Origin of the sequence: Variovorax sp. LjRoot130, from assembly GCF_964253755.1 — a bacterium.
Lineage (GTDB): Bacteria > Pseudomonadota > Gammaproteobacteria > Burkholderiales > Burkholderiaceae_C > Variovorax.
In genome coordinates this window covers 2,984,650-3,005,007 of record NZ_CAXURM020000001.1, presented here as the reverse complement: position 1 = coordinate 3,005,007, position 20,358 = coordinate 2,984,650, and the positions used below count along the sequence as shown (strand labels likewise).

Sequence of the window (20,358 nt, the reverse complement as noted above, 5' to 3'; positions counted from 1 at the left end):
GTTTGCTCCCGATGCCGCAACAATGTGCGGAAACAAGGAGCAAGCCATGGCCGGATTCGATGTAAGTGAAATCGTCAGCGCGCTGCACGAGGTGCGCGACGAATGGCGCGATTCCCAGAAGCGTTCGCGCGAACCGGGCAGCCGCGAGTTCCCCTCGCGTGATGCGCTGGCCGGCATCGTCGAATCGCTGAAAGGCGCGCTGTTCCCGATGCGGCTTGGGCCGCCCGACTTGCGGCACGAGAGCGAGGACTTCTACGTCGGCCACACGCTGGACTCGTCCCTGCAGTCGCTGTTGACGCAGGCCCGGCTGGAGCTGCGCTACAACGCGCGTCACCAGCCGCGCGATGCGGCCGAGATCGATGCGGAGGCGGAGGAGGCGGTGCGCGCTTTCGCAGCCGCGCTGCCCGGCATTCGCCGCCTGCTCGACGGCGACGTGATCGCCGCCTACCAGGGCGACCCGGCCGCGCGCAGCGTCGACGAGGTGTTGCTGTGTTACCCCGGCATCCTGGCGATGATCCATCACCGCCTCGCGCACCAGCTCTACGACCTGGGCCTGCCGCTCTTGGCACGCATCGTGGCCGAGCTCGCGCACGGACAGACCGGCATCGACATCCATCCGGGCGCGCAGATCGACGCCGGCTTCTTCATCGACCACGGCACGGGCGTCGTGATCGGCGAGACCACGGTGATCGGCAAGCGCGTGCGCCTCTACCAGGCCGTGACGCTGGGTGCCAAGCGCTTTCCGACCGATGTCGAAGGCAACCTGCAGAAGGGACTGCCGCGCCATCCGATCGTGGAAGACGACGTGGTGATCTATGCCGGCGCCACCATCCTGGGCCGCGTGACCTTGGGCAAGGGCGCGACCATCGGGGGCAACGTCTGGATCATCGACGACGTGCCGGCCGGCGCCAGCGTGACGCAGGCGAGCCTGCAGAACGCGCCGCAGCACCGGCTGCCGTGATTGGGCTTTTCCGGAAAAGGTCATAGGCGCTTCGGATAATTCCTGGCGCTTCCCGTCAACCCCGTTCAAAAGGAGTTTTCATGAGCCAGACCCGAATCGCCGTCATCGTCGGCAGCCTGCGCAAGGATTCGTTCAACCGCAAGCTCGCACTCGCGATCGCGCACCTCGCACCCTCGGACTTCAATTTCGAGCACCTGCGCATCGACGACCTGCCGCTCTACAACCAGGACGACGACGGCAACCAGGCGCCCGCGGTCAAGCGGCTCAAATCGGAAATCGCCGCGTCGCAAGGCCTCTTGTTCGTGACCCCGGAATACAACCGCTCGTTGCCCGGCGTGCTCAAGAATGCGATCGACAATGCCTCGCGGCCCTACGGCCAGAGCGCCTGGGCCGGCAAGCCGGCCGGCGTGATCGGCGTGTCGGTCGGCGCCATCGGCACCGCGGCCGCGCAGCAGCACTTGCGCAACGTCCTGGCCTACCTCGACGTGCCCACGCTGGGCCAGCCCGAGGCCTTCCTCCAGAACAAGGAAGGCCTGTTCGACGACAAGGGCCACATCGCCGAGGGCGGCACCAAGAAGTTTCTGCAGACCTGGGTCGACAAATACGTGGCCTGGATCAAGAGCCACGCATAGGTCTTCTGCAATGCCTCAGGCGGCGAGGGCGGCGACGTCCTGATTGGCGGCTTCGCCCGCCACGGTGGAGATGTCGGCGCGGGCGGCGCCGAGTGCGGCCGCCTTCGGCGCTTCGCCCATGGCCAGACCTTCGGCGCGCACGAAGCGCACGTCGGTGACGCCGAGGAAGCCCAGGACCACCTTGAGGTAGCTTTCCTGGTGCTCCATCGCCTGGCCGCCTTCGCTGGTCGAGTAGATGCCGCCGCGGGTGATGGCGACGATCACCGTCTTGCCGCCGGCCAGGCCCACAGGTCCCTTCTCGGTGTACTTGAAGGTGCGGCCGACTTGCGCGATGCGGTCGATCCAGGCCTTGAGCTGGCTCGGGATCGAGAAGTTGTAGAACGGCGCGCCGATCACGACCACGTCGGCCGCGAGAAACTGGCTCACCAGCTTTTCGGAGACGGCGTTCTCGTTGCGCTGGCGTTCGGTGAATTCGGTGCCTGCCGGCGCCCGGAAGCCCAGGGAGTGGGCATCGAGGTGGCTGGGGGCGGAAACCGCCAGGTCCAGGTAGTCGACTTCGGTGCCCGCGTGGTTGCGGCGCCATTCGGCCACCACTTCGGCCGTCAATTGACGCGAGACGGAGTTGTCGCCCAGGACGCTGGAATCGATGTGCAGCAGTTTCATGATCTATCGCTCTCTTTCGATGTTGGCGCCGGCACGGAAGCGGTCGGCATAGGGGATAGTCTATTTTTGAGTCGACTGATTGATAAGTCGGCAAAATTGACACAGATCGTCCTGGTGGTAGGACAATCGTGGCCATGCAAGATCTCAACGACATGGTTTTCTTTGCCGAGGTGGCCGAGCGGGGCGGCTTTGCGGCGGCAGGCCGCGCGCTGGGCGTGCCGAAGTCGCGGCTGTCGCGCCGCGTGGCGGATCTCGAGGCGCGGCTGGGTGTGCAACTGCTTCAGCGCAGCACGCGGCGGCTCTCGCTGACGCCGGCCGGTGAGCTCTACCTGCGGCACAGCATCGCGATGCGCGACGCCGCCGAGGCGGCGGCCGAAGCCATCGCGCAGGTGCAGACCGAGCCGCGCGGCGTGGTGCGCATCAGCTGTCCGATCACGCTGGCGCAGAGCGGCATCGGGGTGCTGGTGGCGCAGTTCATCCTCCGCTATCCGGCGGTGCAGATCGAGATGCGCATCCTGAATCGGGCCGTCGACCTGATCGAGGAGGGCATCGACCTGGCGCTGCGCGTACGGCCGGTCATCGAGGACAGCACGACGCTGGTGGCCAAGCAGTTCGCCACTGCCCGGGGCGTGCTGGTGGCCAGCCCGGACCAGCTCCGGCGCCAGGGCCCGGTACGGACGGTGGATGAGCTGGGGCGCCTGGACACGGTCTCCCAGTCGGCCGCCGACGGGCGGGCCAGCTGGTGCCTGGAAGGCCCCGGCGGGGCGATGCACACGATGCAGCACACGCCGCGCTACCTGGCGGATGACCTGCTGACGCTGAAATTCGCGGTGGTGGAAGGCGTCGGCGCCAGCATGCTGCCCGACTACATGTGCAAGGAAGATCTCGAAGCGGGCCGCCTGGTCGAGGTGCTGCCCGGCTGGGGGCCGCCGCCGGGCATCCTGCATGCGGTCTTTCCTTCGCGCCGGGCGCTGGTGCCGGCGATTCGCCACTTGATCGACTTCTTCGCCGAGCACATCGGCGCCGGGGGCTTCAGGCTCACAGTGTGAGAAGGGCCTTATTCATCAAACGCCATATCGAAACAAGTAGATATTCGTTTGTCATCGAAGCGATGCTTTGCAGAATCGGCGCTCCCATCCATCCTCGGAGCGACCATGGCGACCCTGCGACTCGGCGATACGGCCCCCAACTTCACGCCGTCCGACCGTACCTGCGCCTGACGCCGCAGCCCAACAGATAAGCGCTGCGTGACGAAGCCGACCATCATCATCGTTCCGGGCTGGCGCGACTCCGGCCCCGGCCACTGGCAAAGCCTGTGGGCGGAACGCATGCAGGGCGCGGTGCGGGTGCTGCAGGACGACTGGGTGACGCCGAAGCGCACAGCCTGGGTGGCCGCGCTCGAGAAGCTCGTGCTGGAAAGCCCGGGCCCGGTGGTGATCGCCGCGCACAGCCTGGGTTGCATCACGACCACGCACCTGTCCGAGACGGCGGCCGCGCGTATCCACGGGGCCCTGCTGGTGGCGCCGGCCGACCCGGAGCGCCGCGCCGTGCTGTCGGATTTCGCGCCCGTGCCCTACGCCAGGCTGCCGTACCGCAGCATCCTGGTGGCCAGCAGCAACGACCCTTATTGCCCGGTGCGCCTGGCCGGCGCCTATGCCCGCGCCTGGGGCAGCGAATTCGTTCGCATGCAGAATGCCGGCCACATCAACATCGATTCGGGGCATGGCGACTGGCCTTTGGGCCTGGCTCTGCTCCAATCGCTGACGGACGAGCCCACGCCCCTGATGGCCGGCCGTCCCCAACTCGAAGCAAGACCATGACCTCCAGAACCATCAAGACGATCCTCGGCGCCCTGGCGCTCGCCGCTGCCGGCGCGACCTCGGCCCAGACCCTGCTCAACGTGTCCTATGACGTGGCGCGCGAGTTCTACAAGGACTACAACGCCGCATTCGTGGCGAACTACAAGAAGACCACGGGCAAGGAGGTCAAGATCGACCAGTCGCACGCCGGCTCCAGCGCACAGGCGCGTGCCGTGGCCGACGGGCTGGAGGCCGACGTGGTGACGATGAACACCAGCACCGACATCGAGTTCCTCGCCAACGCCGGCGTGGTCGCCAAGGACTGGGCCAAGCGCTTCCCGAACAATGCGGCACCCACCACGTCCACCATGCTGTTCCTGACGCGCAACGGCAACCCGAAGGGCATCAAGGACTGGGACGATCTCGTCAAGCCCGGCACCCAGGTCGTGATCGTGAACCCCAAGACCGGCGGCAACGGCCGCTATGCCTACCTGGCCGCCTGGGGCTACGTGAAGAAGAAGGGCGGCAGCGACGCGCAAGCGGCCGAGTTCGTCGGCAAGCTGTTCAAGAACGTGCCCATTCTCGCGCGCGGCGGCCGCGATGCGACCACCGCCTTCCTGCAGCGCAACATCGGCGACGCGCTGATCACCTTCGAATCGGAAGTGGTCTCCATCGACCGCGAGTTCGGCGCCGGCAAGGTCGATGCGGTGTACCCCTCGATCAGTATCCTGGCCGAGAACCCGGTGGCCGTGGTCGAGCGCACGGTGGTGAAGAAGGGCACCGGCGAACTGGCCAAGGCCTACCTCGACTACCTCTATTCGGACGAAGCGCAGGAAATCGCGGCCAAGCACGCGCTGCGCCCGCGCTCCGATGCGGTGCTCAAGAAGTACGCGGCGACCTTCAAGCCGCTGCAGCTCTTCACCGTGCAGGAGCTGTTCGGCAGCCTCAGCGAAGCGCAGAAGGTGCACTTCAACGACGGCGGGCAATTCGACAAGCTCTATACGCCCGGCGGCAAATAAATGAGCGCCGCGCCGAACCGCTTCAAGCAAGCGAAAGCCCCCTCGGGGGGCAGCGATGACACGTTAGTGCAGAGCGTGGGGGCACGATGAGCGGTGCCATCTCTTCGGCGCTGCCGTCCGCGGCGGCGCCGCTTGCGCGTGCAGGGAACACGGGCGCCTCGCGGCGCGTGCTGCCGGGCTTTCACATCACGCTCGGCTTCTCGATCCTGTACCTGAGCCTGATCGTCCTGATCCCGTTGTCGGCGCTGGTCTTCAAGACCTTCACCCTGAGTTGGGAGCAGTTCTGGGTGGCGGTGACCGCGCCGCGCGTGATGGCCTCGTACCGGCTCACCTTCGGCGCCTCGCTGATCGCCGCGCTGGTCAACCTGGTGTTCGGTCTGCTCGTGGCCTGGGTGCTGGTGCGCTACAAGTTTCCCGGCAAGCGCATTGTCGATGCGCTCGTCGATCTGCCTTTCGCGCTGCCCACGGCCGTCGCCGGCATTTCGCTGACCGCGCTGCTCGCCGGCAACGGCTGGATCGGCCAGTTCCTCGAACCGATGGGCATCAAGCTGGCCTTCACGCCGGCCGGCGTGGTGATCGCGCTGATCTTCATCGGGCTGCCTTTCGTGGTGCGAACGGTGCAGCCGGTGCTGGAAGACACCGAGAAGGAACTCGAAGAGGCCGCGACCAGCCTCGGCGCGACACGGCTGCAGACCTTCACCAAGGTGATCCTGCCTTCGATCACGCCGGCGCTGCTGACCGGCTTCGCGATGGCCTTCGCGCGCGCGATCGGCGAGTACGGCTCGGTGATCTTCATCGCCGGCAACATGCCGATGATTTCCGAGATCACGCCGCTGATCATCATCGGCAAGCTGGAGCAGTACGACTTCGCGGGCGCCACCGCGGTCGCGCTGGTGATGCTGGTCATTTCGTTCCTGCTGCTGCTGGTCATCAACGGCCTGCAGGCCTGGCAGCGCCGCAGGGGGGCATCGGCATGAGCGCGGCTTCATCGAGAACGATTCGCCGCGCGCAGGCCGGCACCACCGAATCGGCCTGGGTGCGCTGGACCCTGATCGGCCTGGCGCTGGCCTTCATGTTCCTGTTCCTCGTGCTGCCGCTGGCCGCGGTGGCGACCGAGGCGCTGCGCAAGGGCATCAACGCCTACATCGAAGCGCTCAAGGAACCCGATGCCTGGAGCGCGATCCGCCTCACCCTGATCACGGCCGCGATCGCGGTGCCGATGAACCTGGTGTTCGGCGTGGCGGCCGCATGGGCCATCGCCAAGTTCGAGTTCCGCGGCAAGGCCTTTCTCACCACGCTGGTCGATTTGCCTTTTGCGGTCTCGCCGGTGGTCGCCGGCCTGATCTACGTGCTGATCTTCGGCGCGCAGGGCTGGTTCGGCCCGTGGCTCGCGGCACACGACGTCAAGGTCATCTTCGCGGTGCCCGGCATTGTGCTGGCCACCGTGTTCGTGACCTTTCCCTTCATCGCACGCGAACTCATTCCGCTGATGCAGGCGCAAGGCACCGACGAAGAGCAAGCCGCCATCGTGCTCGGCGCGACGGGCTGGCAGACCTTCTGGCGCGTGACGCTGCCCAACATCAAGTGGGGGCTGCTCTACGGCGTGATCCTTTGCAACGCGCGCGCCATGGGCGAGTTCGGCGCGGTGTCGGTGGTGTCGGGCCACATCCGCGGCCAGACCAACACCATGCCGCTGCACGTCGAAGTGCTCTACAACGAGTACCAGTCGGTCGCCGCCTTCGCGGTGGCCTCGCTGCTGGCCATCCTGGCGCTGGTCACGCTGGTGATCAAGTCGGTCATCGAATGGCGCCACGAACGCGAAATGAAGGCCATCGCCGAACTGCCGCCGGAACGGCCGCAACCCGCCGTCGCGGCCTGAGGAGAAAAGATCATGAGCATTGAAATCCGCAACGTCAGCAAACGCTTCGGCGACTTCCACGCCCTGCGCGACGTGAGCCTCGACGTCGATTCGGGCGAACTGGTCGCGCTGCTGGGCCCCTCGGGCTGCGGCAAGACCACCTTGCTGCGCATCATCGCGGGGCTGGAGACCGCCGATACCGGCAGCATCCTCTTTGCCGGCGAAGACACGACCGACGTGCATGTGCGCGAGCGCCAGGTCGGCTTCGTGTTCCAGCATTACGCGCTGTTCCGCCACATGACGGTGTTCGAGAACGTGGCCTTCGGCCTGCGCGTCAAGCCGCGCGGACTGCGCCCGAGCGAAACGCAGATCAAGACCAAGGTGCACGACCTGCTCAAGCTGGTGCAGCTCGACTGGCTGGCCGACCGCTATCCGTCGCAGCTCTCGGGCGGCCAGCGCCAGCGCATCGCGCTGGCCCGCGCGCTCGCGGTGGAGCCCAAGGTGCTGCTGCTCGACGAACCCTTCGGCGCACTCGACGCCAAGGTGCGCAAGGAGCTGCGCCGCTGGCTGCGCCGGCTGCACGACGAACTGCACGTCACCAGCATCTTCGTCACCCACGACCAGGAAGAAGCGCTCGAAGTGGCCGACCGCGTGGTGCTGATGAACAGCGGCCGCGTCGAGCAGGTCGGATCGCCGCAAGATGTGTGGGACCACCCGGCGAGCCCCTTCGTCTACGGCTTTCTCGGCGACGTCAACCTGTTCCACGGCCGCGCGCACGAGGGCGAGGTGCATGTCGAAGGCCTGCGCATCGATTCGCCCGAGCACCGCGAGCTGCGCAACGGCAGGGCGCTGGCCTATGTGCGGCCGCACGACCTCGACATCGAACGCTACACCCCGGGCGCCACCGGCATCGTCGCGACCTTGAGCCGCGCCATCGTGGTCGGCCCGATCGCGCGGCTGGAACTCGAACCGGTGGAATCGAATCCAGACAATCCTGGCTCCGGAACCATCATCGAGGCGCAACTCCCTGCGCAACAGTTCCGGGACCTGGCCCTTGCGGAAGGCGACACCGTCGTCGCCAGGCCGCGCAAGGCCAGGGTATTTGTCGAAGATTGGGTTTCTCCGTGATCGATTGGTATTTCGGCGCACCGCGCCGCGCTCTCGCGCTGATCTGCGCCGCCTGCGTGGCGATGCTCGCCTTCGGGCTCTACCTGCAGCACGTGGTCGGCCTCGAGCCGTGCCCGATGTGCATCGTGCAGCGCTATGCGCTGGTGCTGGTGGCGGTCTTCGCGGGGCTCGCGGCCGCCAGCCGCAGCCGGGGCCTGCAGCTCACGGGCGCGCTGCTGGGCCTGGTGATGGCGGTCGGCGGCGCCTACACGGCCGCGCGCCAGAGCTGGCTGCAGTGGCATCCGCCGGAGGTCGTGTCCTGCGGGCGCGACCTCTACGGGATGATCGAGACCTTCCCGCTCAAGCGCGCGCTGCCGATGATCTTCCGCGGCGGCGGCGACTGCACGCAGATCGACTGGACCTTCCTGGGCCTGTCGATCGCGAACTGGTCCTTCATCGCGTTCACGGTCTTCGGGCTGCTGCTGCTGGTGCTGCTGTTTCGCCGCAGCGCTCAGAGCGGCAGCGTGTCGAAGGCTGCGTAAGAGGTCGCGAGCCAGCTCTTGACGCGCTGGCGCTCCAGCAGCCCGAGCGCGTGCTGGCCGTCGCGGTCGTTGACCGCCTTCCAGAAGCTGGTGTTGCGCCCATCGATCTTGCGCATGCTGGCGTCGTGCAGGCGCGGCAGCGCGATGACGCGCGCGCCGTGCGTGGTTGCCTTGCTGAGCGATTGCGAACCGAGCAGCAGGCCGAAGTCGCTGCCGCGGCCGTAGTTCTGCACCACGATGTAGTTCGGCCGGTTGCTGAAGGTGTCGACCAGCGCGCCGAGCAGGTCGCTCGAGTCCTTGCCGTCATCGAGCACGTGCCAGAAGTTGACGGTCACGCCGAGCTCGGCGAACACGTCGAACAGATCGGACTCCTTGATCCAGCGCGCCAGCGGCGCCAGCGTTTGCGCTGCGAGATCGACGATCACGCTCTGCTGCGGATTCGTCTCGAAGCCGTTCACGACTGTGTCGAGGCCTTCGTAGCTGTCCACCACCACCGGCGAGGCGAAGCCCTCGTAGAAGCGGGTGAAGGAGCTGTGCGAGCGATCGGTGTCGAAGCCGACGAAAGGCCGGCTGTGATCGATGAAGTACTGCGCCAAGACCCGTGCCGTGACGGATTTGCCGACACCGCCCTTTTCGCCGCCGATGAAATTGAGGGAGCTCATGAGGTTCCTGGGGATGGAGAAGTGCGAAGCATTCTAGGGGTCGTCGGGAGGGCGAGAGGGTTGGCTTATGGTTGACCGTGTGCTTGCACAATAAAATATGCAATCAATGATATGAGCACTATATTGGGCAAATCAGCTTGACCTTGGCAGCGAACATGATCAATATGATATGCATATATAATTTTTGCTCAATGAGTTGAACATGACGACTCTTGCCGAAGTCGGCAGCTTCCTGCGCCAGGCTCGAAAGGATCGCGCCATGACGGCCTCCGAACTCGCCCTGAAAGCAGGTGTCTCCAGAAACACCTTGGGTGCTCTGGAAGCGGGGCGGGGGAACGTGGAACTGAACACCTTGCTCGCCTTGCTCAAGAGCCTGGGCCTCGAACTCCAGTTCGTTCCGCAGGTGGTCGCGGACCTGACCCGGGCCGGCAGCGATACCAAATCCACCAGCCTGCAGGATGAAGTGAGCAGCTTGATGCCGAAACCGGCGAGGCGCGGCAGATGAGCGTCGTACGCTCGCTGCGGATCCGGCTGGGAAGAACGAACGTCGGATCGCTCTTCGGGCTCGACGACGGGCGGGTGTATTTCAGATTCGACGACGAATATGCGAAGAACCCGGCACGGCCGGTGCTGTCGCAGCTCTATGTCGTCGCGCCTGCGACCTCGGGCAGCGCCGAAAGAGTGGCCCAGGCGATCGCCGAAGCCGAAGCGGCCACGGTGGCTCAGCTGCTGGACCCGGCCCTGGACGTCAACCGCGGCGACGGCAATTTCGGGTTGCCGCCTTTCTTCCAGAACCTGCTTCCGGAAGGGCCGCTGCGCAAGCAATTGGTCGGCGACCTGGGCCTGGACGCGAATGACGAACTCGGTTTGCTGGCAGCCTGCGGCGGCGATCTGCCCGGCGACGTCTGGGCGAACGCCGAAACGCTCGACGAGGTCGCGCTCGGCCGGTTGATCGGCCAGAGCCGGGACAGCTACGAAATGAGCTCCGGGCAGGTGCCCACCCCCCAGCAGACCTCGATTTCGGGTGTGCAGCCGAAGGTGGCGCTGGTTCTGGGCGGCCCCGGGCGCTACGTGATGCGGTCCAAGCAATCGGACGAGCAGCATTTCATCGGCAAGCTGCCGACGGGCGAATACGACCGGCTTCCGCAAGTGGAGTACAGCTCGCTGACGCTGGCCGCTGCCGCCGGCGTGAACATCTGCGAATTCCGGCTGGAGCCCTTGTCCGCCATCGCCGACCAGTTGCCCTATGCGCTGCAAAAGGACGAGCGAAGTTTCCTGCTGGTCTCCAGGTTCGACCGCGACGTCGATACCGAAACCAGGCGCCTGCACATGGAGGACTTCGCCCAGGTCACGGGGACACCGTCGGAATACAAGTATTCGGGCACCTACGCGGCCATCGGCCTCCTGCTCAAGCGGCGCTCGGCCAAGGGCGAAGCCGACGTGGCGGAGCTGCTGCGCCGCATCAAGGTCTCGGAGCTGCTGGGCAACTTTGACGCGCATCTGAAGAACTTCAGCCTCGTGTACTCGCCCGGGCAATCGAAGCCCGAGCTGTCCAAGGCCTATGACATCGTCGCCTACGGCGTGTACCTCAGCGGCTCGGGACATGGGCTGCCATTCTTTCCAAACCAGACGCAGCGCGCGCTGCTCACGCCCAAGACGCTGCGCGAGCTCGGAAACGCCTGGGACATCCCTGAAAAGCAACTGCGCGAGGTCGTCGCAAGCTGCGTCGAACAGGCGATGAAGACCTGGCCGAGCCTGTTGAAGGCGTTGCCGCTGTCTGCCGCACACCGAACGCGGCTGGCCGAATACATCCAGACCAACCCCAGCGTTGCGTCATGGCGCAAGCGGCATCCGGACGCCGAGTGGTTCGACTAGAAGCTCACTATCGCTGGATCATCGAGAAGAAGGGCACCAGACTGCCGAGCAGCCAGTTCTGGCTGAAGTCGAGCGCGGCACGGCGGTACTTCTCGTCGGCCTGTGCGGCCATCAGATCGAGCCGCGCAACCACCTTCGAAAGCTCGCGATCGACCACCAGGTTGCGGCCGCGATCGCTGATCTCGGTGGCCAGCAGCAGGGGCTGGCCCTCGGGATTCGTCTTGGAGCTGATGAGCCAGAGCGAGATCTCGACGTTGCGCGCGGCGCGGTAGCTGTTTTCCGCGTTCACCGCGTCGAGCATGCTCTGCTCCCAGGTGCCGCCATTGGCCTGCTTGAGCATCGATGCCCATCCGACCACCAGCGCGGCCACGCGGTCGCCTTCGTAAGCCTTGGGTTTGGTTTCGAAAGCCAGCCGGATCGCATCGATGCCGGTGGCGCCTTGCAGGCCCGGCAGGGGACTTTCCTGCGAGATCGCGTCCCAGGTGCGCTGGATGGCGTCTTCCGCGCTCGCGGCCCATTTGCGCCATTCGCGCGGATTGCGGCGGTAGAGCGAGAGCTGCACGCGCCGGATCGACTGCAGGTTGTCGCGCAGCGCCAGGTTGGCGATGCGGTTGGCGCCGGACTGGAGCCACTCGTTGCCGGCATAGGGTTCGGCGCGCTCGGTCGTGCCGCAGGCGGCCAGGCCCATCAAGGCCACGGTGCTGCCCAGCAGCCATACACGAAGCCCGGCGCGGGGGGAAACGGGGAAATCGCTCATGGCTCGCACGTTATCATCGTCGCCTCGGGTGGCCGCCGGTCCTCGAGCTTCGGGCCGGCAAATTTCTCCTTGCAAATCAACACCTTGGCAAATAACCAGGCTTAAGGCCGACCAGTCGTGCGTCTCAATTCCATCAAGCTCTCCGGCTTCAAGTCCTTCGCCGAACCCACCAACTTCCTGCTGCCCGGCCAACTGGTGGGCGTCGTCGGCCCCAACGGCTGCGGCAAGTCGAACATCATGGATGCGGTGCGCTGGGTGCTCGGCGAATCGCGCGCCTCCGAACTGCGCGGCGAGTCGATGCAGGACGTGATCTTCAACGGCACCACCACGCGCAAGCAGGCCAGCCGTTCGAGCGTGGAACTGGTGTTCGACAACGCCGACCATCGCGCCGGCGGCCAGTGGGCGCAGTTCACCGAGATCGCGGTCAAGCGGGTGCTGACGCGCGACGGCAATTCGAGCTACTACATCAACAACCAGGCGGTGCGCCGGCGCGACGTGCAGGACGTGTTCCTCGGCACCGGCCTCGGCCCGCGCGCCTACGCGATCATCGGCCAGGGCACGATCAGCCGCATCATCGAATCCAAGCCCGAAGAGCTGCGGCTCTTTCTCGAAGAGGCCGCCGGCGTCTCCAAGTACAAGGAGCGCCGCCGCGAGACCGAGAACCGGCTCGGCGATACGCGCGAGAACCTCACGCGGGTCGAAGACATCCTGCGCGAACTCAACAGCAACCTCGAGAAGCTCGAGAAGCAGGCCGAAGTCGCCGCACGCTACAACACGCTGCAAGGCGACGCCACGCGCAAGCAGCATCAACTGTGGTTCCTGAAGCGCAGCGAGAGCGAAGCCGATCAGGCCAAGGTCAAGGCCGACGCGGAAAAGGCGATCAACGACCTCGAATCGCGCTTGGCCGATCTGCGCCACATCGAGGCCGAGCTGGAAACCGTGCGCCAGGCGCACTACGCGGCCGGCGACCAGGTCAACCAGGCGCAGGGCAAGCTGTACGAAGCCAGCGCGGAGGTCGGCCGGCTCGAAGGCGAGATCCGCTTCGTGGTCGAGGGCCGCCAGCGGGTGGAGCAGCGGCTGGTCCAGTTGAGCGAGCAGATCGCGCAGTGGAACACGCGCCGCGAAGATGCCGAGGCAGAAATCGAAACCCTGGCCGGGCAGGGCGTGAACGCCGAGGAACAGGCCGAACTGCTGGCGGCGCAGCTCGAGGAACACGACGCACGCATGCCCGGCCTCGAAGAGGCGCAGCAGCGCGCACAGGGTGAAGCCAACGCCCAGCGCGCCAGCGTCGCGCAGGTGCAGCAGCAGATTCAGGTGCTGGCCGCCGACCAGCGCAACATCGAAGAACAAAGCCGCCAGCTCACGCAGCGCGCCGAACGCCTGCGCAGCGACCAGAACGCGCTCGCGGCGCCCGACGAAGCGCGGCTGCACGACCTGCAGGAGCAACTGGCGGCCGCGCAGGAGGCGTCCAGCGAAGCCGACGCGCGCCTGCACGAGCTGCAGGAATCCGTTCCGCAGCTCGACGACGACCGCCGCACCCGCCAGCAGGCCGTCAATACCGAAGGCGCGCGCCATGCCGAACTCTCCGCGCGCCTCGAAGCGCTCAAGGCGCTGCAGGAAAAGGTCAAGACCGACGGCAAGCTCGCACCCTGGCTCGCGAAGCACGGCCTCGAAGGCTTGCAAGGCCTGTGGAGCCGCATCCACATCGAGCAAGGCTGGGAGAACGCGCTCGAAGCGGCGCTGCGTGAGCGTCTCGGCGCGCTCGAAGTCAGCCGGCTCGACATGGTCCGCGCCTTCGGCAGCGATGCGCCGCCGGCCAAGTTGGCCTTCTACAGCCCGCCGGCCGCCGGTGCGCCGCAGGGCCAGAGCGCGCTGCCGCGTCTGTCGGATCTGCTGCGCCTGAGCGATGCGGGCCAGCAGGCCTTGCTGACCGACTGGCTGCATGGCTGCCTGACGGCGCAAACGCTCGAAGAGGCCTTGGCGCAGCGCGACAAGCTGCAGCCCGGTGAGGCGATCTACGTCAGGAGCGGCCACGCGGTCACCGCGCACAGCGTGAGCTTCTATGCCCAGGACTCCGAGCAGGCCGGCCTGCTGGCCCGCCAGCAGGAGATGGAGAACCTCGATCGCCAGCTGCGCGCCCAGACCCTGATCGCCGAAGAGGCGCGCACCGCGCTGGCGCGTGCCGAAGCGGCTTACGGCGATGCGGCTTCGCGGCTCGTCACGGCGCGCCGCGAAGCGGCCGAAACGCAGTCGCGCGCGCACGAGCTCCAGGTCGAAACGCTGCGGCTCTCGCAGCTGGCCGAGCAGACGCGCGCACGCAGCGAGCAGCTTTCCAACGATCTCGGCGAAGTCGAGGCCCAGCTCGAAGACCTGCAGGAAAAGCGCGTGAACGCGGAGGCGCGCTTCGAAGAGCTCGACATGCAGCTGGCCGACAGCCAGGAGCGCCACGCGCAGCTCGACGAGCGCGTGATCGAGGCCGGTCGCGCGCTCACCGCGAGCCGCGAGCAGCACCGCAGCCTGGAGCGCCAGGCGCAGGAAGCGACCTTCGCCCAGCGCACTCTCGAAGCGCGCCGCGCCGAACTCAATCGCGCGATCGAAACCGCGACGCAGCAGACCGTCTCGCTGGCGCAGGAAGACGAGCGCGCGCGCGCCGAATTGGGTCGCTTGTCCGACGCGGCCGCGCAGGCGGGCCTGCAGGACGCGCTGGCGCTCAAGCTCGAACGCGAAACCGCGCTCGGCGCCGCGCGCAGCCAGTACGACGACCTCACCCTCAAACTGCGCGCGAGCGACGAGCGCCGCCTGCAGCTCGAACGCGAGCTCGACCCGCTGCGCCAGCGCATCACCGAGTTCCAGCTGAAGGAGCAGGCCGCGCGGCTCGGCTTCGAGCAGTACCAGCAGCTGCTGACCGATGCTGAGGCCGACCTCGAAGCGATCGCGCTGTCGATCGAAACCGACAAGGTGCGGCTCACCGGCCTGCAAGGCGAAATCGATCGCCTCAACCGCGAGGTGGCTTCGCTCGGCGCAGTCAACCTCGCCGCGCTCGACGAACTCGCGGTGGCCAGCGAACGCAAGACTTTTCTCGACGCGCAGTCGGCCGACCTGAACGAGGCGATCGGCACGCTGGAGGACGCGATCCGCAAGATCGACGCCGAAACGCGCGAACTGCTCGGCGGCACCTTCAAGATCGTCAACGAGCACTTCAGTCGCATGTTCCCGGAGCTCTTCGGCGGCGGCAATGCCAAGCTCATGATGACCGGCGACGAGATCCTCGATTCCGGCGTGCAGGTGATGGCGCAGCCGCCCGGCAAGAAGAACCAGACCATCCACCTGCTCTCGGGCGGCGAGAAGGCGCTCACCGCCATCGCACTGGTGTTCGCGATCTTCCAGCTCAACCCGGCCCCCTTCTGCCTTTTGGACGAAGTGGACGCGCCGCTGGACGACGCCAACACCGAACGCTATGCCAAACTCGTGACCGCCATGAGCCGCGAAACCCAGTTCCTCTTCATCAGCCACAACAAGATCGCGATGGAGATGGCCGAACAACTGATCGGCGTGACCATGCAGGAGCAGGGTGTTTCGCGCATCGTGGCGGTCGACATGGAATCCGCCGTGTCGATGGTCGAAGCAGCCTAGACGTACAGCGTCGATGAGCAGCCTCACCGTCGCCCTTGCGATCCTCGGCGGCCTCGTACTGGCGGCCGTGGTCGGCTACAACACATGGATGTCGCGCCGCAATGCGCCGCGGCAGCCCGATGCGCCGCAGGACAGCGCGCCGCCCGAGACCGCGCCTGCGCCGGTCACGCGCGACGAAGAGCCCGTCCTGCACATCGATCCGCACCAGAAGCTGGGCAGCGAACGCCACGAGCCGCTGTTCGACCCCGACCTGCCGGCGCCCAGTGCGTTGCCGGTGCCGACGGCCGAACGCCGCGGCGGCCTCGATCCGCTGATCGACGTGATCGCGCCGATCTCCCTCGACGGCCTGGCCTCTGGCGACGCGGCGATCGCCGGCATGCCGGCCACGCGGCGCGCCGGCAGCAAGCCGGTCGCGATCGAAGGCCTCAACGAGCACACCGGCGAATGGGAGCCCGCGGCACCCGGCCAGCGCTACGGCGCTTTTCAGGCCGGCGTGCAGCTGGCCAACCGCACCGGTGCGCTCAACGAGATCGAGTACTCCGAATTCGTCGTCAAGGCGCAGGCCTTCGCCGATGCGGTGAACGGCGCGCCCGAGTTTCCGGAGATGCTGGACGAGGTGGCGCGCGCCCGCGAGCTCGACCAGTTCGCGAGTTCGCACGACGCGCAGCTGAGCTTCGTGCTGCGCGCGCTGCACGCGGCCTGGAGCCCGGGCTATGTGCAGCAGAACGCGGCGCGGCTGGGCTTCGTGGCGGGCATCATTCCGGGCCGGATGGTGCTGCCCGCGGGCGAAGTGGGGTTGCCGCCGATCCTCGGCCTGTCCTTCGACACCCAGGCCGCGCTGGCCGACGATCCGGCGCAGTCGGCCATCCGCGAACTCACGCTGAGCCTCGACGTGCCGCAAGTCGACCGCGCCGAGCGGCCCTTCGAACGCATGCGCGAAACCGCCGCCACGCTGGCGCGCGAGATGGACGGCATCGTGACCGACAGCGACGGCCAGCCCTTGCGCGAAGACACCATGGACGTGATCGGCGCCGATCTCCAGCAGCTCTACGACACGCTCGATTCACGCGATCTCTCGGCCGGCTCGCCCCTGGCGCGCCGTTTATTCTCGTGAAGTTGACTATTCTTTCTTCCGCCAGGAATACCGCGGAACCGGCTTTGCCGGGCCGCTGGTATTGCCCCCGGCGAGGGGGTGGGCGGCCACACGAAGTGGGCAAGCCTGGGGGTGAGCTGTGACCACGCGCGAAGACGCGGCTCGCGAAGCCGCTGCACTGGGCGAGCAGCTGCGCCGCCACGCCCACCTCTACTACGTGCTCGACGTGCCCGAGTTGCCGGACGCCGAGTACGACAAGCTGTTCCAGCGCCTGCAGGCACTGGAAGCCGAGCATCCCGAGCTGCGCACGCCCGATTCGCCGACGCAGCGCGTCGGCGGCAAGGTGCTCGAGGGCTTCGCCAAGGTCCGCCACAAGGTGCCGATGCTGTCGATCCGCACCGAGACCGACATCACGCCGGGCGGCGCCAGCGCCTTCGATGCGCGCGTGCGCAAGGAGCTCGGCCTGGCCGAGGACGGGCCGCAGGTCGAGTACGTCTGCGAACTCAAGTTCGACGGGCTGGCCGTCAACCTGCGCTACGAGCAAGGCGTGCTGGTGCAGGCGGCGACGCGCGGTGACGGCGAGATCGGCGAGGACGTCACGCAGAGCATCCGCACGGTGCAGCAGATTCCGCTGCGCCTGCACGGCGATGCCCCGCCGGTGGTGGAGGTGCGCGGCGAGGTCTACATGCGGCGCGATGATTTCGAGGCGCTCAACGAGCGCCAGCGCGAGAAGATCGCCGCCGGCCAGAAGAACGAGAAGGTGTTCGTGAACCCGCGCAATGCCGCGGCCGGCGCCGTGCGCCAGCTGGATCCGGCGATCGCGGCAAGCCGGCCGCTGAGCTTTTTTGCCTATGGTCTCGGCGAGGTCTCTTCGCCCGAGCAGGGCGGGCCCGACTGCGCGACGCAGTTCGACTGGCTGCAGCAGTTCCACGCCTGGGGTTTTCCCATCGGCGCGCAGACGCAGCGCGCCCGCGGCGCCATCGAGCTGATCGCCTTCCACGAGACCATCGCCCGCCAGCGTGACGCGCTGCCCTACGACATCGACGGCGTGGTCTACAAGGTCGACAGCCTCGAGCTGCAGCGGCGGCTCGGCTTCGTCTCGCGCGAGCCGCGCTGGGCCGTCGCGCACAAGTACCCGGCGCAGGAGCAATTGACCGAGGTGCTCGGCATCGAGGTGCAGGTCGGCCGCACCGGCAAGCTCACGCCGGTGGCCAAGCTGGCGCCTGTGTTCGTGGGCGGTGTCACCGTGACGAATGCGACCTTGCACAACGAGGACGAGGCGCGGCGCAAGGACGTGCGGGTGGGCGACACCGTCATCGTGCGGCGCGCCGGCGATGTGATTCCCGAGGTGGTCGGCGTGCTGCCCGAGAGCGCGGCCCGGCCGGCGGAACAGCGCGGGCCCGTGTTCACCATGCCTCGCAAGTGCCCGGTCTGCGGCTCCGACGCGCTGCGCGAGGAGGGCGAGGTCGACTACCGCTGCACCGGCGGCCTCTTCTGCGCTGCGCAGCGCAAGGAGGCGATCCTGCATTTCGCGGCGCGGCGCGCGCTCGACATCGAGGGCCTGGGCGACAAGCTGGTCGAGCAGCTGGTGGACGCCAACCTGATCCGCACGCTGCCCGATCTCTACAAGCTCGGCTTCACCACGCTGGCCGGCCTGGATCGCATGGCCGACAAGTCGGCGAAGAACCTCGTCGATGCGCTGGAGGCGTCGAAGAAGACCACGCTGCCGCGCTTCCTGTTCGGCCTCGGCATCCGGCACATCGGCGAAAGCACGGCCAAGGACCTGGCCAAGCACTTCGGCAAGCTGGATGCGATCATGGACGCGACCGAGGAACAGCTGCTGGAAGTCAACGACGTGGGGCCCGTGGTCGCGAAAAGCCTGCGCACCTTCTTCGACCAGGCGCACAACCGCGAAGTGGTCGAACAGCTGCGCGCCTGCGGCCTGAGCTGGGAAGAGGGCGAGCCGGCCGCGCGCGCGCCCAAGCCTCTCGCGGGCAAGACCTTCGTGATCACTGGCACGCTTCCTACGCTCAGCCGCGACGAAGCGAAGGACAAACTGGAGACGGCCGGCGCCAAGGTGGCCGGGTCCGTCAGCAAGAAGACCGATTACCTCGTCGCCGGCGCGGAGGCCGGCAGCAAGCTCGACAAGGCGCTCGAGCTGGGCGTGGCCGTGATCGACGAGGCGCGAATGCTCGAAATTCTGGAGAATGGCCTGTGACCGGGCCGGGTGCTTTACCGGGCGTTACGCGACTTCATACAAGCGCAGTCAACAAGGCCTACAACCGAACGTTGAACAAGGGTGCCGACCAGGAGTCCATCATGAACAGAATTCGTCTACTCGGAACTTGCCTCGCCCTCGGCGGGGTGGCCCTGCTCGGCGGCTGCGTCGCCTACCCGGCGGGCTCCTACGGGTATTCCGAACCCTACTACGTGGATCCGGGCCCGGCCGTCGTTCAGCCGAACGTGTACATCGACGGCAGCTACTATTCGCGGCCTCGCTATCCCTACTACTATGGCCGTCCCGGCTACTACGACTACGGACCGCGCCACGGCTATGCGCATCCGGTCCCGGTCCCGGTTCCCCGTCCAGGGGTCGGCCCGCGGCCTGGCGCAGGTGCGCGGCCTGATGCGGGTGCGCGGCCCGGCGGCGGCGTGGCCGGCAACATCGTCCCGGTTCCGCCCGGCCGCTCGCCGCGCGAGATCAATCAGATGCTGACCTCGCCGGATTCCCGCAACCAGACGCCGCCCTGAGCTCATTCGCGGCCGCGGTGGCGATAATTGCCTCATGACGGTACGCGAGATTCTCAAGATGGGTGACCCGAGGCTGCTGCGCATCGCGCAGCCGGTTGCCGCATTCGACACCGACGAACTGCACCTGCTGGTGCGCGACATGTTCGAGACCATGCACGCCGTCAACGGCGCCGGCCTCGCGGCGCCGCAGATCGGCGTCGATCAGCAGTTGGTGATCTTCGGCACCGACACCATCAATCCGCGCTACCCGGACGCGCCGATCGTGCCGCGCACGGTGCTCGTCAACCCCGTCATCACGCCGGTCGGCGACGAGGAAGAGGAGGGCTGGGAAGGCTGCCTGTCGGTGCCGGGCCTGCGCGGCGTGGTACCGCGTTTCGCCACCATCCGCTACACCGGCTTCGACCCCTACGGCGATCCCGTCGATCGCACGGTGAGCGGCTTCCACGCCCGCGTGGTGCAGCACGAGGTGGATCACCTGCTGGGCAAGCTCTATCCGATGCGGGTGCGCGATTTCTCGCGCTTCGGCTACACCGAGGTCCTGTTTCCAGGCCTCGATGCGGCCGAGGACGATTGACGTCCGGGTTAGTTGTACTTGCCGCCTGTGCCGCCGATGCTGAAACGGCCGGCGCCCAGGAAGGCGACTGCCAGCGCGCCGAACAGGTACATGCCCTGCAGTTCGAGCGCCCAGCCGCCTTGCTTGTTGAGCAAGCTGAGCTCCTTCATGTGCACCAGCCAGATCGCCACCAGCATGTTGATGACAACGATCCATGCCGCGGGACGCGTGTACAGGCCGATGATCAGCAGCACCGGCGCAACGATCTCGCCGATGTAGATCAGATACGCCAGTGCGCCCGGCAAACCGTGCGAGGCCAGCGTGTTGGACAGGAAGCCTACTCCGCCGTTGATCTTGGCGATGCCGTGGAGCAGGATCAGGATGCCAAGTGCCAGGCGCAGAACGAGTTTGCCGGTGTCGTCGGAACGGATCATGTCGAAGCCTTTCTGTTGT

General features: G+C 66.9%; 20 protein-coding genes. 16 read left to right on the top strand and 4 right to left on the bottom strand.

Annotation, left to right across the window (positions count from 1 at the left end; genetic code table 11):
• The first annotated feature begins 46 nt into the window (after positions 1-46).
• The gene (gene epsC, locus ACSQ86_RS14925) at positions 47-961 is read left to right on the top strand and encodes a serine O-acetyltransferase EpsC (RefSeq protein WP_436309029.1); all 915 of its coding nucleotides are present in this window, start codon (positions 47-49) and stop codon (positions 959-961) included.
• Positions 962-1,041: 80 nt separating this feature from the next.
• Positions 1,042-1,593 carry an NADPH-dependent FMN reductase gene (locus tag ACSQ86_RS14920; RefSeq protein WP_436309028.1) on the top strand — a complete coding sequence of 184 codons (552 nt, stop codon included), beginning with the start codon at positions 1,042-1,044 and terminating at the stop codon, positions 1,591-1,593.
• A gap of 15 nt (positions 1,594-1,608) precedes the next feature.
• Here the strand turns inward: ACSQ86_RS14920 and ACSQ86_RS14915 are convergent, their stop codons facing one another.
• Positions 1,609-2,256, bottom strand: coding sequence for an FMN-dependent NADH-azoreductase (locus tag ACSQ86_RS14915; RefSeq protein ID WP_436304166.1), 648 nt, complete (start codon positions 2,254-2,256; stop codon positions 1,609-1,611).
• Between the two features lie 134 nt (positions 2,257-2,390).
• Between ACSQ86_RS14915 and ACSQ86_RS14910 the strand changes: the two genes are divergently transcribed.
• The 7 genes from ACSQ86_RS14910 to ACSQ86_RS14880 all read left to right on the top strand — a co-directional run bounded on the left by ACSQ86_RS14910 (position 2,391) and on the right by ACSQ86_RS14880 (position 8,581).
• Positions 2,391-3,305, top strand: coding sequence for a LysR family transcriptional regulator (locus tag ACSQ86_RS14910; protein WP_436304165.1), 915 nt, complete (start codon positions 2,391-2,393; stop codon positions 3,303-3,305).
• Between the two features lie 198 nt (positions 3,306-3,503).
• A complete protein-coding gene (locus ACSQ86_RS14905) occupies positions 3,504-4,076 on the top strand; it encodes an RBBP9/YdeN family alpha/beta hydrolase (RefSeq protein WP_436304164.1) in 573 nt (190 codons plus the stop codon).
• Positions 4,073-5,074 (top strand): sulfate ABC transporter substrate-binding protein, encoded by a 1,002-nt coding sequence (locus tag ACSQ86_RS14900; RefSeq protein WP_436304163.1) that lies wholly within the window; start codon positions 4,073-4,075, stop codon positions 5,072-5,074. The genes ACSQ86_RS14905 and ACSQ86_RS14900 overlap by 4 nt, the downstream gene beginning before the upstream one ends.
• Before the next feature lie 86 nt (positions 5,075-5,160).
• Positions 5,161-6,051, top strand: coding sequence for a sulfate ABC transporter permease subunit CysT (cysT, locus tag ACSQ86_RS14895; protein WP_093108765.1), 891 nt, complete (start codon positions 5,161-5,163; stop codon positions 6,049-6,051).
• Complete coding sequence (gene cysW / locus ACSQ86_RS14890) at positions 6,048-6,953, top strand: sulfate ABC transporter permease subunit CysW (protein ID WP_093108764.1); 906 nt, start codon at positions 6,048-6,050, stop codon at positions 6,951-6,953. Before cysT ends, cysW begins: the two co-directional genes overlap by 4 nt.
• Before the next feature lie 12 nt (positions 6,954-6,965).
• A complete protein-coding gene (locus ACSQ86_RS14885) occupies positions 6,966-8,060 on the top strand; it encodes a sulfate/molybdate ABC transporter ATP-binding protein (protein ID WP_093108763.1) in 1,095 nt (364 codons plus the stop codon).
• On the top strand, positions 8,057-8,581 hold the full coding sequence (locus tag ACSQ86_RS14880) for a disulfide bond formation protein B (RefSeq protein ID WP_093108762.1): 525 nt from the start codon (positions 8,057-8,059) through the stop codon (positions 8,579-8,581). The genes ACSQ86_RS14885 and ACSQ86_RS14880 overlap by 4 nt, the downstream gene beginning before the upstream one ends.
• Here ACSQ86_RS14880 and ACSQ86_RS14875 read toward each other — a convergent pair.
• Positions 8,551-9,243 carry a mobilization protein gene (locus ACSQ86_RS14875; RefSeq protein ID WP_436304162.1) on the bottom strand — a complete coding sequence of 231 codons (693 nt, stop codon included), beginning with the start codon at positions 9,241-9,243 and terminating at the stop codon, positions 8,551-8,553. The genes ACSQ86_RS14880 and ACSQ86_RS14875 overlap by 31 nt on opposite strands.
• Before the next feature lie 202 nt (positions 9,244-9,445).
• On the opposite strand from ACSQ86_RS14875, the gene ACSQ86_RS14870 reads away from it, so the two are divergent.
• Together ACSQ86_RS14870 and ACSQ86_RS14865 are read left to right on the top strand one after the other, a co-directional pair.
• Complete coding sequence (locus tag ACSQ86_RS14870; protein ID WP_093108760.1) at positions 9,446-9,748, top strand: helix-turn-helix transcriptional regulator; 303 nt, start codon at positions 9,446-9,448, stop codon at positions 9,746-9,748.
• Positions 9,745-11,118 (top strand): type II toxin-antitoxin system HipA family toxin, encoded by a 1,374-nt coding sequence (locus ACSQ86_RS14865; RefSeq protein WP_436309027.1) that lies wholly within the window; start codon positions 9,745-9,747, stop codon positions 11,116-11,118. Before ACSQ86_RS14870 ends, ACSQ86_RS14865 begins: the two co-directional genes overlap by 4 nt.
• A gap of 7 nt (positions 11,119-11,125) precedes the next feature.
• Here the strand turns inward: ACSQ86_RS14865 and ACSQ86_RS14860 are convergent, their stop codons facing one another.
• Positions 11,126-11,875 (bottom strand): hypothetical protein, encoded by a 750-nt coding sequence (locus ACSQ86_RS14860; protein WP_093108758.1) that lies wholly within the window; start codon positions 11,873-11,875, stop codon positions 11,126-11,128.
• Positions 11,876-11,992: 117 nt separating this feature from the next.
• On the opposite strand from ACSQ86_RS14860, the gene smc reads away from it, so the two are divergent.
• The 5 genes from smc (at position 11,993) to def (ending at position 19,926) form a co-directional block, all read left to right on the top strand.
• A complete protein-coding gene (gene smc / locus ACSQ86_RS14855; RefSeq protein WP_436304160.1) occupies positions 11,993-15,508 on the top strand; it encodes a chromosome segregation protein SMC in 3,516 nt (1,171 codons plus the stop codon).
• Between the two features lie 13 nt (positions 15,509-15,521).
• Complete coding sequence (locus tag ACSQ86_RS14850; RefSeq protein WP_093108756.1) at positions 15,522-16,622, top strand: cell division protein ZipA C-terminal FtsZ-binding domain-containing protein; 1,101 nt, start codon at positions 15,522-15,524, stop codon at positions 16,620-16,622.
• A 118-nt stretch (positions 16,623-16,740) separates the two neighbouring features.
• Complete coding sequence (ligA, locus tag ACSQ86_RS14845) at positions 16,741-18,819, top strand: NAD-dependent DNA ligase LigA (protein WP_436304159.1); 2,079 nt, start codon at positions 16,741-16,743, stop codon at positions 18,817-18,819.
• Positions 18,820-18,920: 101 nt separating this feature from the next.
• The gene (locus ACSQ86_RS14840) at positions 18,921-19,352 is read left to right on the top strand and encodes a hypothetical protein (protein ID WP_436304158.1); all 432 of its coding nucleotides are present in this window, start codon (positions 18,921-18,923) and stop codon (positions 19,350-19,352) included.
• A 34-nt stretch (positions 19,353-19,386) separates the two neighbouring features.
• Positions 19,387-19,926: a peptide deformylase gene (gene def, locus ACSQ86_RS14835; RefSeq protein WP_436304157.1), complete on the top strand. Its 540-nt coding sequence runs from the start codon at positions 19,387-19,389 to the stop codon at positions 19,924-19,926.
• Positions 19,927-19,934: 8 nt separating this feature from the next.
• Here the strand turns inward: def and ACSQ86_RS14830 are convergent, their stop codons facing one another.
• Positions 19,935-20,339, bottom strand: a complete 405-nt coding sequence (locus ACSQ86_RS14830; RefSeq protein WP_436304156.1) for a DoxX family protein — start codon at positions 20,337-20,339, stop codon at positions 19,935-19,937.
• Positions 20,340-20,358 lie beyond the last annotated feature (19 nt).

Bases quoted from the DNA above. Each gene is read 5' to 3' on its own strand.
- ACSQ86_RS14865 (WP_436309027.1), top strand. From the start codon at position 9,745: ATGAGCGTCGTACGCTCGCTGCGGATCCGGCTGGGAAGAACGAACGTC.
- ACSQ86_RS14860 (WP_093108758.1), bottom strand. From the start codon at position 11,875: ATGAGCGATTTCCCCGTTTCCCCCCGCGCCGGGCTTCGTGTATGGCTG.
- ACSQ86_RS14830 (WP_436304156.1), bottom strand. From the start codon at position 20,339: ATGATCCGTTCCGACGACACCGGCAAACTCGTTCTGCGCCTGGCACTT.
- ACSQ86_RS14920 (WP_436309028.1), top strand. From the start codon at position 1,042: ATGAGCCAGACCCGAATCGCCGTCATCGTCGGCAGCCTGCGCAAGGAT.
- cysW (WP_093108764.1), top strand. From the start codon at position 6,048: ATGAGCGCGGCTTCATCGAGAACGATTCGCCGCGCGCAGGCCGGCACC.
- ACSQ86_RS14910 (WP_436304165.1), top strand. From the start codon at position 2,391: ATGCAAGATCTCAACGACATGGTTTTCTTTGCCGAGGTGGCCGAGCGG.
- epsC (WP_436309029.1), top strand. From the start codon at position 47: ATGGCCGGATTCGATGTAAGTGAAATCGTCAGCGCGCTGCACGAGGTG.
- ACSQ86_RS14915 (WP_436304166.1), bottom strand. From the start codon at position 2,256: ATGAAACTGCTGCACATCGATTCCAGCGTCCTGGGCGACAACTCCGTC.
- def (WP_436304157.1), top strand. From the start codon at position 19,387: ATGACGGTACGCGAGATTCTCAAGATGGGTGACCCGAGGCTGCTGCGC.
- ACSQ86_RS14875 (WP_436304162.1), bottom strand. From the start codon at position 9,243: ATGAGCTCCCTCAATTTCATCGGCGGCGAAAAGGGCGGTGTCGGCAAA.
- ACSQ86_RS14900 (WP_436304163.1), top strand. From the start codon at position 4,073: ATGACCTCCAGAACCATCAAGACGATCCTCGGCGCCCTGGCGCTCGCC.
- ACSQ86_RS14870 (WP_093108760.1), top strand. From the start codon at position 9,446: ATGACGACTCTTGCCGAAGTCGGCAGCTTCCTGCGCCAGGCTCGAAAG.
- ACSQ86_RS14840 (WP_436304158.1), top strand. From the start codon at position 18,921: ATGAACAGAATTCGTCTACTCGGAACTTGCCTCGCCCTCGGCGGGGTG.
- ACSQ86_RS14850 (WP_093108756.1), top strand. From the start codon at position 15,522: ATGAGCAGCCTCACCGTCGCCCTTGCGATCCTCGGCGGCCTCGTACTG.
- cysT (WP_093108765.1), top strand. From the start codon at position 5,161: ATGAGCGGTGCCATCTCTTCGGCGCTGCCGTCCGCGGCGGCGCCGCTT.
- ACSQ86_RS14885 (WP_093108763.1), top strand. From the start codon at position 6,966: ATGAGCATTGAAATCCGCAACGTCAGCAAACGCTTCGGCGACTTCCAC.